This window comes from Variovorax sp. GW821-FHT09D05 (genome assembly GCF_059416325.1).
On sequence record NZ_JBWKOZ010000016.1, the window covers coordinates 1 to 12,777 of the forward strand.

Genomic DNA, 12,777 nt, shown 5'->3' on the forward strand with positions numbered 1-12,777 from the left:
CCTTTTCTTTGCTTACTTTCTTTTGGCGAAGCAAAAGAAAGTGAGTCGGCCGCCGGGCCGAGACCCGGCCCCGGAAAATAAACAAAGCAATAGTGCCCATATCGCCCCGAAGAAAGTGGGCAAGCCAAGCAACGGCACAATACCCAAGCCCCGTGCGGCAGCGCAACGGCCAGCGCCCGCAACCCTCCCCCTGGAGACCAAGACCATGAAAGCAACCTGGAACGGCGTCACCATCGCCGAAAGCGACGACACCGTGCTCGTCGAAGGCAACCACTATTTCCCGATGAGTTCGCTCAATCGCGACGCAGTCACCTTCAGCAACCACAAGACCACCTGCCCCTGGAAGGGCACCGCAAGCTACTACTCGCTGCTGGTCAACGGCGAACTCAACACCGACGCCGCCTGGTACTACGCCGACCCGAAGCCCGAAGCCGAAGAGATCCGCGACCGCGTCGCGTTCTGGAAGGACGTGAAGGTCAGCGCGCAGTGACCACGGCCGCTTTCACTCCCCCGTTCATCGCCCCCGCCGAGCTGCCTGCCGCATTGCGCGATCAAGGCTATGCGGTGCTCAGCCCGCAGGGCGTCGGCGAATGGCTCGGCGTTCCGCTCGCGCAGCTGAATGCACTGCACGCGGACTGGAACGATCTCCCGCCCGACGAATACCTGAAGGACGGCGGCCGCTACCGCACGCGGCGCCATGCCTGCTTCACCGTCGAAGCCGACGACCATGCCACGCTGGCGCAAGTGCCGCATCGCGCGCACTGGCAGCCGGTCGAATACAACGCCCTGCACGGGGGCATGCAGCGCTGGTTCGCGCCGATGCTCGAGGCCACCGTGGCGCAACCCGTGTGGCAGCGGCTGCTGCAGCAGCTCGGCAAGGCCAGCAGCGACATGCGTGGTGCGCCGCAGCGCTGGTACGTGGAAGCGCACCAGTTCCGCATCGACACCGCCGGTGGCATCGGCCGCCCGACGCCCGAGGGCGCGCACCGCGATGGTGTGGATCTCGTGGCCGTGGCACTGGTCGGCCGGCACGGCATCAAGGGCGGAGAGACGCGTGTGTTCGAAGCCAACGGCCGCCGCGGCGAGCGCTTCACCATGACCGAGCCTTGGACCCTGCTGGTGCTCGACGATGCGCGCGTGATCCACGAATCGACGCCGATCCAGCCGCTGGAAGAGGGCGGCGAAGGCTGGCGCGACACGCTTGTGATCACCTGCCGCGCCAAGGGTTTCCAGGGGGGCTGAAGTCGCGCGGCGGTGCAGTGCGCCGTCGCTGGCACGAGTCCTACAGTCCGTCCGCGGAACAGCGGTTAAATTCGGGGCCCGGCTCCATGTGGGCCGTGTCTGTCTGCGAACGAAAGCGAGGTCCCGCCATGTTCAATCACATCCTGGTTCCGATCGACGGCTCCGAAACTTCCATGCTCGCCGTCAGCAAGGCCAGCGGCCTCGCGCTGGCTTTCGGTAGCCGCATCACGCTCATTCACGTGATCGACAACTACCCCTTCATCGGCGTGGGCGCGGACTATGCGCTCGGCCAGAACGAATACCTCGCAGCAGCCACGGCCAGCGCCAACGCGGCGCTCGCACGCGGCGTAGCTGCCCTGGCGGCCGAAGGCCTGCACAGCGACCAGCGCGTGATCGACGGCCATGTGGTGCACGAAGGCATCGTCGATACGGCCATCGCCATCGCGGCCGACCTGATCGTGATGGGCTCGCATGGCCGCAGCGGTATCGAAAAACTGCTGCTAGGCAGCGTGACGCAGCGCGTGCTGCAGGACGCCAACATGCCCGTGCTGGTCGTCAAGGGCGGCTGACTGATTGGTCAGGAAACGACGGCGAAATCGGGCGGCCGTTTGAAGTAAAGCTCCTGCTGCGTCACTGGGTGCACGAACCCCAGCTCGCTCGCATGCAACAGCAGCCGTGGCGCGCGTGCCTGCAGGGCGGCATCGCCATACAGCGCATCGCCAAGAATTGGATGCCCGATCGACAGCAGGTGCACGCGCAGCTGATGTGAACGGCCGGTCAGTGGCTCCAGCAGCACATGGGTCGCGGCAGGCTCGCCGGGCAGCAATGAAATCGCCTTCCATCGCGTGACGCTGGGCTTGCCCGCCGGGTCGGTCTTCTGCAGCGGCCTGCGCGGCCAGTCGGCCATCAGCGGTGCGTCGATCAGCGACCAGTCTTCCAGCAGCGGCATCGCGCCATCGACGATGGCTTCGTAGCGCTTGTGTACCCGGCGCTCGGCAAAGGCCGCGCTCAGCGCACGCTGCATTTCGATGCCGCGTGCCATCACCACCAGCCCGCTCGTGGCCATGTCGAGCCGGTGCACGATCAGCGCGTCGGGCCACTGCCGCATGGCGCGTGCGCTCAGGCAGTCCTGCTTGTCCTCGCCACGGCCGGGCACGCAGAGCAGGCCGGCGGGCTTGTCGAGCACCAGCAGGTGCGGGTCTTCGTGAACGGGTTGCAGGAGCGGCGGCGCGGTCGTCATGGATGCCGCAGAGTGTAGAGAGCACGATGGCGGCCCGTTCCCGCGTTCCCGGCCCCTCATGCCCCGCTCATCCGGCCTCGGCTATCCTTGAGCGAATGTCCGGCCCCGCCCCAGCCTCCGTTCCCTCTTCTCCCCCCAGCTTTTCCGACCTGACGCGCGAACGCCCGTTCATGCAGATGTGGACGGCGCGCCTGTTCGGCACCGCCGCCTCGCAGATGCTGCTGGTGGCCATCGGCTGGCACATGTACGAGCTCACCAGCAGCGCCTGGGACCTGGGCCTCGTCGGCCTCTACCAGTTCGTGCCCGCGCTGCTGCTGGCGCTGCTGGCCGGCCACGTCGTCGACCGCCACCACCGCGGGCGCATCGTGGCGGCCTGTTTCGCGGTACAGGGGCTGGTGGCGCTCGTGCTGCTGCTGGCGGTGCTGGAAAAGCATGATTCGCGCGGCCTGCTGCTGGGCCTGTCCCTGGTGCTGGGCGCCGTGCGGGCTTTCCAGATGCCGGCGCAGCAGGCGCTGACGCCGCTGCTGGTGCCGCCCACCATGTTGTCTCGCGCGATGGCCTTCAGCTCGGCGGGCATGCAGGGCGCGATCATCGGCGGGCCGGCCCTCGGTGGGCTGCTGTTCGTGGCGGGCATGGCGGTGGTCTACGGCGCCAGCGTGGCCTTCTTTGTCGTCGCCTGCGCGCTGGTGCTGCGGCTTCGCTATGCCTACACGCCGGCCGCGCGCGAGCCGGTGACGCTGGCCACCGTGTTCGCGGGCGTCGATTTCATCTGGAAGCGCAAGCCCGTGCTCGGCGCGGTCTCGCTCGATCTGTTCGCGGTGCTGCTGGGCGGCGCGGTGGCGCTGCTGCCGATTTACGCCAAGGACATCCTGCACACCGGGCCCTGGGGGCTCGGCCTGCTGCGCGGCGCGCCGGCGGTGGGGGCGCTGGTGATGTCGATCCTGCTCACGCGCCGGCCGGTCGAGCGCCGCGTGGGGCGCACGCTGCTGCTGGCCATCGGGCTCTTCGGGCTGTGCATGGTGGTGTTCGGCATTTCGAAGAGCTTTGTCGTCTCGCTGATCGCGCTGGCGGTCTCGGGCGGCGCCGACATGGTCAACGTGGTGATCCGCCAGACGCTGGTGCAGCTCGAAACGCCCGATGCCATGCGCGGGCGGGTGAGTGCGGTCAATTCGATCTTCATCGGTGCGAGCAACCAGCTCGGCGAGTTCGAGTCGGGCGCCACGGCGGCGCTGCTGGGGCCGGTCGGCTCGGTGGTGGTGGGCGGCGTGGGGACGATGCTGGTCGCGCTGACCTGGTTCAGGCTTTTCCCGTCGCTGGCCCAGCGGGACCGGCTGGTAGTGGCGGCGCCTTCGGTCAGGCCGCCGGTCAAGTCCTAGTCTGCGAACAGGGCGCGCGCGCCCGGCGCGTCGAGCGTGATGTCGCCCAGCGCCTGCGCTACGCAGGGCAGGATCCAGCCTTCGGCTTTTTCCTCGGCGCTCAGGCCGGGCCATTCGATGATGTGGCGGGTTTCGCCGGACAGCCGCTGGCAGATGCAGGTGCGGCAGGTGCCGTTGCGGCACGAGCTCGGCAGTTCGATGCCGGCGGCCTCGGCGGCTTTCAGGAGCGTGGTGCCGGCATCGGTCTCGAAGTCGAGGCCCGAGGGCTCGAGTCGGACCTTCATGGCTGCGGCGGCTGGCTTTGCTGTTGTTGCTGCTGCTGTTCGCGGCGTTGCTCGCGCAGCATGAAGAGGTAAAGGCTCTCGACCTTCTCGCGCGCCCATGGCGTCTTGCGCAGGAACTTGAGGCTCGAACTCACGCTCGGGTCGAGCGTGAAGCAACGGATGGGAACGAGCTCGCTCAGGTGCTCCCACCCGTAGTAGTCGACCAGCGCGGTGACGATGGCCTCCAGCGTGACCCCATGCAGCGGGTTGCGCGGCTGGGCCTTCGCGGCCGCGGGGGCCGCTGGGGCAGGTGCTGGGGCGTCGTTCGTCACTTGTTCTTGAGCTTGCCGCGGGGAATGACCGCCGTCGTGATCGTACGAACGGGCTCGATGCCGCCAGTGCCCACAGGCTTGGGCGGCGAGGTGTCCTTCTTCGGTTTCTTCGCTTCCTTGGTGCTGCGTTGCTGACTCTTGGCCATGTCGATTTCTCCTGTTGTTACGACGGATGCGGCAAGCAGTTTAGCGGTGCGGCGACAATACGCGGTTCCATTGATTTCCCCGCATTCATGTCAGATTACGAAGTTCGCCCCGCCACCCTGCGCGACGCCAAGGCCGTCGCCGAGATCCATTCCCTCGCCGCCAAGGCCGCCTACGAAGGCATCCTTCCCGAGGAAGAGCTGCGCGCCCTGGCCCCGGCCACCCGCGAAGCCAAGTGGCGCGAAGCCATCGAATACAGCGAGCCGCAGGTGCGCGTGGCCGTGCTGGGCAGCGAAATCGTCGGCTTCGTCGGCTTCGACCGTTCGCGCGACCCCAAGACCCCGCCCACCACCGGCGAAATCTGGGCCATCTACGTCAAGCCCGAGCACTGGGACAAGGGCGTGGGCGTGGCCCTCTGGGACGCCGCGCGCGAAGGCCTGGAAGAAGAGGGCTGCACCACGGTCACCATCTGGGTGCCGATCCGCAACGACCGCGCCATGCGCTTCCACGAACTCGCGGGTTTCAAGCGCGAGATGAAGACCGCCAAGACCACGGCCTTCGGCACCGTGCGCGTCGAGGAAATCCGCCTGAAGCGCGACGTTTCCTGACATGGACTCCGGCAGCACCGCCCTCGGCCACGCTGCGCGCGTGCGCGCGCACCAGCGCCGCACGACCGCCGTGCAGTGGATCCGCCGCACCCACGGCTGGTTCGGCCTCTGGGGCGCGGTGCTGGGGCTGCTGTTCGGTTTCAGCGGTATCTGGCTCAACCACCGAGACGTGCTGAAGCTGCCGCAGGCCCAGGAGCGCACGCGCGCCCAGCTGGTGCTGCCCGACCCCGCGCCGGAAACGCCCGAGGCCATGAGCCAGTGGCTGCAGGGGGCGCTGCGCATGAGCGGCCCGCCCAACTCCCGCCGCATCGAGCCCGCCAAGCCCGTCGCCTGGGCCGACAAGAGCGACAAGAGCGCCCCCGTGCTCACGCAGCCCGCGCGCTGGGTGTTCAACTTCGGCGGCCCCAACGAGATCGTGCAGGTCGAGTACTGGCAGGGCAACCGCTCGGTCGGCGTCACCACCACGCACAACGGCTTTGTCGCCACGCTCACCAGCATGCACAAGGGCGGCGGCATGCCACTGCCGTGGATCCTGCTGGTCGACACGCTGGCTGGCAGCCTGATTTTCCTGTCGATGTCGGGCATGGCGCTGTGGATGCTCACGCACCGCCGACGCCGCGTGGGGCTGGCGCTGTTCGGCGCGTCGCTCGCCGCGGTGCTGGCCATTGCGCTCAGCGCTCTGTGATTCGTACGGTTATTGCAAGGGCGGTTGGCGGCAGCGGATAAGCTCGCCGCTTCTTTTTCAGCCCGAATCCTGCCCATGGCCACCAGCCTGCTCCTGCTGCTCGACGACATCGCGACCGTTCTCGACGACGTGTCGATCCTCACCAAAGTGGCCGCCAAGAAGACGGCCGGCGTGCTGGGCGACGACCTTGCCCTCAATGCGCAGCAGGTGTCCGGCGTCAAGGCCGATCGCGAGATCCCGGTGGTGTGGGCTGTATGCAAGGGCTCGTTCGTCAACAAGGCCATCCTCGTGCCCGCGGCGCTGGCCATCGGCACCTGGCTGCCCTGGCTGGTGACGCCGCTGCTGATGGTCGGCGGCGCTTTTCTCTGCTTCGAAGGCGCCGAGAAACTCGCGCACAAGTTCCTGCACAAGAAAGAGCACGACGCCGACACCGAGCGCCACGAGAAGGCCGTGGCCGACGAATCGGTCGACGTGGTTGCCATGGAGAAGGACAAGATCAAGGGCGCCGTGCGCACCGACTTCATCCTCTCGGCCGAAATCATCGCCATCACGCTGGGCACCGTGCAGGGCCAGCCTTTCACGACGCAGCTGAGCGTGCTGGTCGGCATCGCGCTGATCATGACCATCGGCGTGTACGGCCTCGTGGCCGGCATCGTGAAGCTCGACGACGCGGGCCTCTACCTGAGCCAGCGCGCCAGCGCAGGCGCGCGGGCCCTGGGCCGCGGCATTCTGGCCACGGCGCCGTGGCTCATGAAGGCGCTGTCGGTGGCCGGCACGGCCGCGATGTTCCTCGTGGGCGGCGGCATCCTGGTGCACGGCGTGCCGGCGCTGGGGCATGCGGTCGAGGGCTGGGCCGCGGCTACGGGCGGTGTGTTCGGTACGTTGGGCTCGATGGGCGTGAATGCCGGCGTGGGCATCGTGGCCGGCGCCATCGTGCTGGTCGTGGTGGAGCTGGTCGGAAAGCTCCGCGGAAAGAAGGCCTGAGCCTGCTGCCGGTCGGCTGCTCTTCCTGCTGAAACCCGCCGCGAGGCGGGTTTCTTTTTTATTGACGCATCTTGCCGCGCTTCACCAACTCGACCACGATCAGCGCCACGCCCAGTACCAGCGCGAACCAGCCGACCAGATAGGCACCGGCGACCATCTCGAACCAGCGCGTGCCCTGTAGAAAGCGCGGCCCCAGCAGAACGGCGGCCCCGATCACGAGGCAGAGGATGCCGCGTTCGAGCGTGCGGAGAGGGCGGGATGGTCGTGTCATGGGAGCGGGAGTGTACCGGGCGGAGCGTCAATAGCTGACGTTCAGGCTGACCCCCGAATAGGCGATGTACCCGTAGATTGCGATGTAGAAGTCGCCAGGTGGAGGATTGCTGATGTTCGCCACTTCGTTGCTGCCATTGACGTAGGGACGAATGTCCCAGGCAGTTGCGCTCGGCAGGCCGCCAAAGCGGATGTACATGTCACCGTCGCCGCCGGCCGGTCCAGCCATGCTGACGTTCATTTGAGTGGTGCCGGCGGGCACGGTGACCTTGAAGTACTTCCAGCTTCCTGCGGCGCCGGTCAGGCCTTGTGCCGGTTGGCCGCTATTGAGAGTGGTGATCGCGGGCTGCGTATCGATCCTGTACGAACGGATCTTCACATCGAAGCCGGACACGGGGTCGTAGGCATTCCAGGCGACGGTGAAGTTGCCGGCGAGATCGCTCGCGATATTGGCATAGCGACCGGCGACGCCTGGCAGATCGACCTGGAACTCGCTGCCGATGGGCGCACCATCGCTGGCGAATTGCTGCGCCACGACGAGAGGCCATGTCCCGGGCGTCGGGTTGTCGATGTTCCAGGCGGCGAAGAAGCTGCCGTTTTCCATCATGCTCACGTTCAGCAGGGAGAAGACCGAAGACGCAGTTTTCGTGATCCGAATCGGTGATCCGATTGCCGCTCCCGCCGAGTTGAACCGTTGAACGTACGCATTCTGGAGGTTGTTGGTCTCGTACGAATTCCATGCAATCAGGAAGTTGCCAAGCGGGCTGACGGCAAGCGATGCGCCGTCCTGGGTGGAAGGCGCCGTGACCACCGGTGTTGCTCCGATGAGCGGAACCCCGGCGCTGTTGAAGCGCTGCATCCATACATCGCCGGCGGTCGTGGGGTTGTTGATCGTCCAGGCAACAGTGATGTTTCCTGACGCGTCGGAGGCGATGCTGTTGGCAACCACGACGGCTGTAGACGGAGGGGTAATCTGGATCTCGTTGCCCAGCGCCACTCCGGCGACGGTGAACCGCCTCAGCGCAAGCGAGCGGTTGCCACCGGAATAGACAGAGTAGAAGGCCGAGAGATTGCCATCCGTATCAAGGCTGACGCAGCCACCTTCAGCGCCTGGATTTGGGCGGAACGCATTCGTCCTGATGTTCCCGTTTCGGTCGTAGAGAGTGATCGCCGCAAGGCTGCCGATGATCGCGAAATTTCCAATGCGATCTGTCGAGATGCAGTTCCCGTTGGCGACTGGAAATTTGATGGGAGAAAGCACACCCGAGGAGTTGATCCGCTGAACATAAGTCATGTTCGTGGGCGAGTCCCGCCACATGACCAGCTTTTCCCCATTTCCTCCTGCGGTTAGCGCGAATTGGCCCGAGAGTTCCTGCGTGCCCGCTGTATTGGTGTTGACCACGATCGGATTGCCGAGAGGCCCCGCGTGACCGGAAACCGCAATGCCAAAAAGTAAAAGGCTGCCGAACGCTGTCAAAAGACGCTTCAATGAATCAAGCAACATGAATTCCCTCTTCCTCAGTTTCGTTTTTAGTCTTCGATTGACGGCTCGAAGAAAAGCCGATTCATCTGTGCGGGGCAGTCCCTACCTCTTCAGTGCGTCATGGCGCCTCGCATGGCAGCCGGATGCCCTTGCAGCGGGAGCGACTTGCCCGTCGGCACCAGCGTATCGCCATCGAGCCGCAGGATCGTGACATCCTGGTCGATGAAGTTGCCCACGTAGAGGTACTTGCCATCTGCGCTCCACACCGCGCCTTCGGGCAGGCCGCGCACCACCACCTCGTTGGCGCGCGTGACCTTCTTGCCGTCGATCTTCAGCAGCACCACGGAGCCGTTGCGGTTGTAGAAGTAGGCGCTCTTCGACGAGTTGCTGCCGCGCAGGATCACAGCCACCGCGTGCCTGCCGGTCGGGCTCACGGCCAGGCCTTCGGGGCCGTCGCCGACCACCACCTTGTCGACCACGCGCGGCGGCGCGGCCTCGAGGTCGATCACGCTCACGGTGTCGACCTGGCCGTCGGATGCGCCCGAGTTGCCGTTGTCGGCCGTGAGCGCGAGCTTGCCGTCTGGCGTCACGTCGACGTTGTAGGGCCACAGGCCCGCCGCGAGGTCGACCTTGTTGTAGCTGACCTTCTCTCCGTTCACGTCGAGCAGCGCGATCTTGTGGCTCGGAAACTTGGCCGCCAATGCGCGCTTGCCGTCGGGCGTGAAGCGCACGTGCGCCACCGAATCGCCCATGGCCACGGTGTCGATCAGCGTCACCTTCTTGCCCGAGATGCGCAGCACGCTCACCGAGTTGTCGGCGCGGTTGGCCACCAGCGCGAGGTCGCCCGTGCGGTTGATCGACAGGCCCGAGGGCTGCTTGCCGACCTGCAGGGTGTCGAGCAGCTTGGGCGGCGTGGTCGTCAGGTCGACCACGAAGAGGCGGTTGTCGGGCACCTGCTTGCGCGCGCCGTTCTCCTCGACCACGTTGAGCGAGTTGGCGACCAGCGCCAGCGTTTCGCCGGGCGTGATCGCGAGATTGGTCGGCGGGCCGGCGATGGTGTTGTCCAGCTGCAGCGTGCCGACGACCTTGGGCGCCAGCGGGTCGGTGCCGATGTCGAGCACCTGCACGGTGTCGCGCCCCATCGGGCCGAGGCTCACGACGCCGGCGTCGTTCCACGACTGCTTCTCGTCATTGGCGACCAGCATCAGCTGGCGCTGCGGCACGGTGGGGGTCAGGTTCGTGCAGCCGGGGAGAGCGGCAAGGGCTGCCAGGGCCAGGGCCGCGAGTGCGGCGGGGCGGAACTGCATGGTGTGTGTCTCCGGTGTAGTTGTGTGCGCGCATGGTAGCGGCAGCTTCGTCGCCAGGCCTCGTGCCCCGGCACAATCGATCGATCCAACCCCCTAGACCCCGCCATGACCATCGAGATTCCAAAGGATGCGCGCCAGCAGGCCATCACGTCCATCGAGCGCTATTTCCGCGAGAACATGGAAGAGCCGATCGGCAACATCGCGGCGGGGGCGCTGCTCGGCTTCTTCCTGGAAGAGATCGGCCCGCTGGTCTACAACAAGGCCGTGGCCGAGGTGCAGGAACGCCTGCAGTCGCGTATTTCGGAGGTCGATCTCGAGGTGCACGAGGACGAATTCCAGTACTGGCGCAAGTTCGACAAGCAGAAGAAGGGCAAGTAGGTGTGGCGCGGGCGCACCGCGGCAATTTCAAAAGTGCTTCAAAACGTTGCAGAATTCGAAGCCATGCACCTTCCACGCACGCCCCTTCGCCCCTCGCTTTCTCCCGTCCTGCGCCTCCTGGCTGCCTTGCCAATGGTCGTCGCCGCATCGATGGCCACCGCGCAGCAGGACCCGTCCGGCTTCCCGCTGGATTCGGTCGGCTACCTGAACGAGGAACTGCCCCGCATGGAAGCCGCCATCGCCGCCAAGGACCGCAGCTTCTTCCATGGCGCGATGATCCGCACGGTGCAGTTCTCCGAACGCTGGGGCTTCAAGGTCAAGGCCAACCCCGATCTGGCGGCCTACCCGATGTGCACGTCAGCGGTCATGGACTATGTGGTCGTCGGCATGTGCAAGCTCACGCCGTCTGACGAGTGCGAGCCCGGACTGGCCTCGCGTTTCGACACCAACGTGCAGCGCTGCCGCGAAGTGGCCGCAAAAAAATAGACGGCAGACAAGCCACAGAAAGAGACACCCGCCATGGACTACGCCCGTTACCAGACCCTCGCCATCGCGCGCCGTGGTGCGAATGGCGCGGTGCTCGACATCCAGATGCGGGCGGCCAACGGCAAGCTGCCCACGGCGGGCCATGACGGCCACCGCGAACTCGCCGAAATCTGGCGCGACGTGTCCGCCGACGACACGGTGCGCTGCGCCGTGCTGCGGGGCGAAGGCCAGGGCTTCTCGGGCGGCGGCGACCTCGCGATGGTGCAGGACATGACCACCGACGACGCAGTGCGCCAGCGCGTGTGGCGCGAGGCGCGCGACCTCGTCTACAACATCATCAACTGCGACAAGCCCATCGTCAGCGCCATGCACGGCCCGGCCGTGGGCGCGGGGCTGGTGGCGGGGCTGCTGGCCGACATCTCCATCGCCACGAAGAACGCGAAGATCGTCGACGGCCATACGCGACTGGGCGTGGCTGCGGGCGACCACGCGGCCATTGTCTGGCCGCTGTTGTGCGGCATGGCCAAGGCCAAGTACCACCTGCTGCTGTGCGAGCCGGTGAGCGGCGAGGAGGCCGAGCGCATCGGCCTCGTGTCGCTTGCGGTGGAAGAGGCCGACCTGCTGCCGCGTGCCTACGAAGTGGCCGACCGGCTCGCGGCCGGCAGCCAGAGCGCCATTCGCCTCACCAAGTACGCGCTGAACAACTGGCTGCGCCAGGCCGGCCCGACCTTCGACGCCTCGCTGGCGCTCGAATTCATGGGCTTTGCGGGCGCCGACGTGCGTGAGGGCATTGCCTCGCTGCGCGAACGGCGCGCGCCGAACTTCAGCTGATCGATCAGGCCTTGCGAAGGCCCTGCAGCGTCTGCAGCAGCACGACGCGGGTCTGCCCGAGGATCATTCCCTTCCACTCCTCGTTGTCGCAGTAGAACGCGTCGCGCAGTTCTGCGCGGATCTCGCGCTTCTGCGCTTCCGGTGCCTCGGGGTGGCGGCGCAGCCAGGTGTCGGCGCGCAGGCGGGTCAGTACTTCGAGGTCGGGCAGGGTACCGAACTCCAGGCCCATCGGCGCGATCTTCGCGTTCGGGCATTCGTCGTACGCGGTCGAGATCACCGGGCCCGACACGTCGGCCGAGGCCGAGTCGCCGGCAAAGGGCGCGAACACGTCCGCGCCCCACCAGGCGTGGGCCATCGCAAGGTCTTCGGGCGTATTGCGGCCCGGGTAGATCTTCTCGCCATGGCCGTAGGGGCCGAGACCGGTGTGCACGTCGATCCAGCCGATGTGGGTGGCCGATGCAGCGTACTTGCGCAGGATCTTGCGGATGGTTCCGTTGCTCCACGAGGGCGCGGTGCCGCCGTAGAACAGGCCGTCGGGCGAGGTGTACTGGCCCTTGGTCACGGCTGCGCGGAAGGCGGTCATGCCGTGCTGCTGGACGTAGGCGGCCACGGCAGCTTCGTCGGCGGGTGTCGGTGGCCAGGTCGCGGGCAGCACCAGCGGTTCGACATCCGCGTACTCGGCGTTCACCGGCAGGGGCGCATTGAAGTCGATGTGGTTGCGGTTCAGGTCGATGTTGTCTTCGTTTGTGCGGTGCAGGTGCGAAAAGCCGTGCGGGTTGACCGCATGCACCAGCAGCAGCGCGACGCCGGCCTTCTCCAGCCGCGAAAGCAGGTCGGCATCGTTGAGCGTGGCGATCTGCGTGCCCGAGCCGCAGAAGCCTTCAGGGCCGTGCGTGCCCGAGGTCACGAGCAGCAGCTTCTTCGCGTCGATCGCGCCGATCAACGCCACGTCGGTGGCGAGCTCTTCGCCGAGCGCGCCGCGGTGCGCTTCGAGAACGAACGACTCGACGGCCGCGCCGCGCTGCGCTGCGGCCTCGAGAAACTTGGCGCGGGCTTCGACGTACGTGCCCGAGAAATAACGCGTGGCGGCGGAGCGTTGTGTTGTTGGCATGAGGTGGGGACTCCTGTGCGTGGAATGGTGAAGAAAG

At 66.5% G+C, this 12,777-nt stretch carries 18 protein-coding genes; 10 read left to right on the forward strand and 8 right to left on the reverse strand.

What is annotated here, in order from left to right; genetic code table 11:
- The first annotated feature begins 205 nt into the window (after positions 1–205).
- The 3 genes from AC07O3_RS32090 to AC07O3_RS32100 all read left to right on the forward strand — a co-directional run bounded on the left by AC07O3_RS32090 (position 206) and on the right by AC07O3_RS32100 (position 1,811).
- Positions 206–490 (forward strand): DUF427 domain-containing protein, encoded by a 285-nt coding sequence (locus AC07O3_RS32090; RefSeq protein WP_093059105.1) that lies wholly within the window; start codon positions 206–208, stop codon positions 488–490.
- Positions 487–1,242, forward strand: coding sequence for a 2OG-Fe dioxygenase family protein (locus AC07O3_RS32095; RefSeq protein ID WP_495341264.1), 756 nt, complete (start codon positions 487–489; stop codon positions 1,240–1,242). The genes AC07O3_RS32090 and AC07O3_RS32095 overlap by 4 nt, the downstream gene beginning before the upstream one ends.
- Positions 1,243–1,370: 128 nt before the next feature.
- Entirely contained in the window at positions 1,371–1,811 is a 441-nt protein-coding gene (locus AC07O3_RS32100; RefSeq protein ID WP_007833935.1) for a universal stress protein, read from the forward strand.
- Between the two features lie 8 nt (positions 1,812–1,819).
- On the opposite strand, the gene AC07O3_RS32105 is transcribed toward AC07O3_RS32100, so the two are convergent.
- A complete protein-coding gene (locus AC07O3_RS32105; protein ID WP_495341265.1) occupies positions 1,820–2,482 on the reverse strand; it encodes an RluA family pseudouridine synthase in 663 nt (220 codons plus the stop codon).
- Positions 2,483–2,577: 95 nt separating this feature from the next.
- Between AC07O3_RS32105 and AC07O3_RS32110 the strand changes: the two genes are divergently transcribed.
- Entirely contained in the window at positions 2,578–3,858 is a 1,281-nt protein-coding gene (locus tag AC07O3_RS32110) for an MFS transporter (protein WP_495341266.1), read from the forward strand.
- Here the strand turns inward: AC07O3_RS32110 and AC07O3_RS32115 are convergent.
- Genes AC07O3_RS32115 through AC07O3_RS32125 form a run of 3 tightly spaced genes read right to left on the reverse strand, consistent with a single transcriptional unit; the run spans position 3,855 to position 4,599 of the window.
- Entirely contained in the window at positions 3,855–4,142 is a 288-nt protein-coding gene (locus AC07O3_RS32115; RefSeq protein ID WP_093059109.1) for a 2Fe-2S iron-sulfur cluster-binding protein, read from the reverse strand. The genes AC07O3_RS32110 and AC07O3_RS32115 overlap by 4 nt on opposite strands.
- Positions 4,139–4,453, reverse strand: a complete 315-nt coding sequence (locus AC07O3_RS32120; protein WP_495341267.1) for a VF530 family protein — start codon at positions 4,451–4,453, stop codon at positions 4,139–4,141. The genes AC07O3_RS32115 and AC07O3_RS32120 overlap by 4 nt, the downstream gene beginning before the upstream one ends.
- Positions 4,450–4,599 (reverse strand): hypothetical protein, encoded by a 150-nt coding sequence (locus tag AC07O3_RS32125; protein WP_013542593.1) that lies wholly within the window; start codon positions 4,597–4,599, stop codon positions 4,450–4,452. Before AC07O3_RS32125 ends, AC07O3_RS32120 begins: the two co-directional genes overlap by 4 nt.
- An 87-nt stretch (positions 4,600–4,686) precedes the next feature.
- Between AC07O3_RS32125 and AC07O3_RS32130 the strand changes: the two genes are divergently transcribed.
- From AC07O3_RS32130 to AC07O3_RS32140, 3 genes are all read left to right on the forward strand, one after another.
- Positions 4,687–5,205, forward strand: coding sequence for a GNAT family N-acetyltransferase (locus AC07O3_RS32130; RefSeq protein ID WP_093059111.1), 519 nt, complete (start codon positions 4,687–4,689; stop codon positions 5,203–5,205).
- 1 nt (position 5,206) lies between these two features.
- Positions 5,207–5,890, forward strand: a complete 684-nt coding sequence (locus AC07O3_RS32135; RefSeq protein WP_093177831.1) for a PepSY-associated TM helix domain-containing protein — start codon at positions 5,207–5,209, stop codon at positions 5,888–5,890.
- Positions 5,891–5,965: 75 nt separating this feature from the next.
- The gene (locus tag AC07O3_RS32140) at positions 5,966–6,874 is read left to right on the forward strand and encodes a DUF808 domain-containing protein (protein ID WP_093078757.1); all 909 of its coding nucleotides are present in this window, start codon (positions 5,966–5,968) and stop codon (positions 6,872–6,874) included.
- Positions 6,875–6,932: 58 nt separating this feature from the next.
- On the opposite strand, the gene AC07O3_RS32145 is transcribed toward AC07O3_RS32140, so the two are convergent.
- The 3 genes from AC07O3_RS32145 to AC07O3_RS32155 form a co-directional block, all read right to left on the reverse strand.
- Positions 6,933–7,145, reverse strand: coding sequence for a hypothetical protein (locus tag AC07O3_RS32145; protein ID WP_093177828.1), 213 nt, complete (start codon positions 7,143–7,145; stop codon positions 6,933–6,935).
- 27 nt (positions 7,146–7,172) lie between these two features.
- Positions 7,173–8,648, reverse strand: a complete 1,476-nt coding sequence (locus tag AC07O3_RS32150) for a PPC domain-containing protein (protein WP_093059115.1) — start codon at positions 8,646–8,648, stop codon at positions 7,173–7,175.
- 89 nt (positions 8,649–8,737) lie between these two features.
- Entirely contained in the window at positions 8,738–9,934 is a 1,197-nt protein-coding gene (locus tag AC07O3_RS32155; RefSeq protein ID WP_495341268.1) for a YncE family protein, read from the reverse strand.
- Positions 9,935–10,039: 105 nt separating this feature from the next.
- Here AC07O3_RS32155 and AC07O3_RS32160 point away from each other — a divergent pair, with 105 nt between their 5' ends.
- The 3 genes from AC07O3_RS32160 to AC07O3_RS32170 all read left to right on the forward strand — a co-directional run bounded on the left by AC07O3_RS32160 (position 10,040) and on the right by AC07O3_RS32170 (position 11,629).
- On the forward strand, positions 10,040–10,312 hold the full coding sequence (locus tag AC07O3_RS32160) for a DUF2164 domain-containing protein (RefSeq protein WP_495341269.1): 273 nt from the start codon (positions 10,040–10,042) through the stop codon (positions 10,310–10,312).
- A 63-nt stretch (positions 10,313–10,375) separates the two neighbouring features.
- Positions 10,376–10,798, forward strand: a complete 423-nt coding sequence (locus AC07O3_RS32165) for a hypothetical protein (RefSeq protein WP_489017112.1) — start codon at positions 10,376–10,378, stop codon at positions 10,796–10,798.
- 33 nt (positions 10,799–10,831) lie between these two features.
- Entirely contained in the window at positions 10,832–11,629 is a 798-nt protein-coding gene (locus AC07O3_RS32170) for an enoyl-CoA hydratase/isomerase family protein (protein ID WP_093078754.1), read from the forward strand.
- 4 nt (positions 11,630–11,633) lie between these two features.
- Here the strand turns inward: AC07O3_RS32170 and AC07O3_RS32175 are convergent, their stop codons facing one another.
- A complete protein-coding gene (locus tag AC07O3_RS32175; protein WP_495341270.1) occupies positions 11,634–12,740 on the reverse strand; it encodes a M14 family metallopeptidase in 1,107 nt (368 codons plus the stop codon).
- Positions 12,741–12,777 lie beyond the last annotated feature (37 nt).

Excerpts from the sequence above, each read along its gene's own strand:
- AC07O3_RS32090 (WP_093059105.1), top strand. The coding sequence starts at position 206 with ATGAAAGCAACCTGGAACGGCGTCACCATCGCCGAAAGCGACGACACC.
- AC07O3_RS32160 (WP_495341269.1), top strand. The coding sequence starts at position 10,040 with ATGACCATCGAGATTCCAAAGGATGCGCGCCAGCAGGCCATCACGTCC.
- AC07O3_RS32135 (WP_093177831.1), top strand. The coding sequence starts at position 5,207 with ATGGACTCCGGCAGCACCGCCCTCGGCCACGCTGCGCGCGTGCGCGCG.
- AC07O3_RS32175 (WP_495341270.1), bottom strand. The coding sequence starts at position 12,740 with ATGCCAACAACACAACGCTCCGCCGCCACGCGTTATTTCTCGGGCACG.
- AC07O3_RS32130 (WP_093059111.1), top strand. The coding sequence starts at position 4,687 with ATGTCAGATTACGAAGTTCGCCCCGCCACCCTGCGCGACGCCAAGGCC.
- AC07O3_RS32110 (WP_495341266.1), top strand. The coding sequence starts at position 2,578 with ATGTCCGGCCCCGCCCCAGCCTCCGTTCCCTCTTCTCCCCCCAGCTTT.
- AC07O3_RS32170 (WP_093078754.1), top strand. The coding sequence starts at position 10,832 with ATGGACTACGCCCGTTACCAGACCCTCGCCATCGCGCGCCGTGGTGCG.
- AC07O3_RS32125 (WP_013542593.1), bottom strand. The coding sequence starts at position 4,599 with ATGGCCAAGAGTCAGCAACGCAGCACCAAGGAAGCGAAGAAACCGAAG.
- AC07O3_RS32145 (WP_093177828.1), bottom strand. The coding sequence starts at position 7,145 with ATGACACGACCATCCCGCCCTCTCCGCACGCTCGAACGCGGCATCCTC.
- AC07O3_RS32165 (WP_489017112.1), top strand. The coding sequence starts at position 10,376 with ATGCACCTTCCACGCACGCCCCTTCGCCCCTCGCTTTCTCCCGTCCTG.
- AC07O3_RS32100 (WP_007833935.1), top strand. The coding sequence starts at position 1,371 with ATGTTCAATCACATCCTGGTTCCGATCGACGGCTCCGAAACTTCCATG.
- AC07O3_RS32140 (WP_093078757.1), top strand. The coding sequence starts at position 5,966 with ATGGCCACCAGCCTGCTCCTGCTGCTCGACGACATCGCGACCGTTCTC.
- AC07O3_RS32115 (WP_093059109.1), bottom strand. The coding sequence starts at position 4,142 with ATGAAGGTCCGACTCGAGCCCTCGGGCCTCGACTTCGAGACCGATGCC.
- AC07O3_RS32150 (WP_093059115.1), bottom strand. The coding sequence starts at position 8,648 with ATGTTGCTTGATTCATTGAAGCGTCTTTTGACAGCGTTCGGCAGCCTT.
- AC07O3_RS32105 (WP_495341265.1), bottom strand. The coding sequence starts at position 2,482 with ATGACGACCGCGCCGCCGCTCCTGCAACCCGTTCACGAAGACCCGCAC.
- AC07O3_RS32155 (WP_495341268.1), bottom strand. The coding sequence starts at position 9,934 with ATGCAGTTCCGCCCCGCCGCACTCGCGGCCCTGGCCCTGGCAGCCCTT.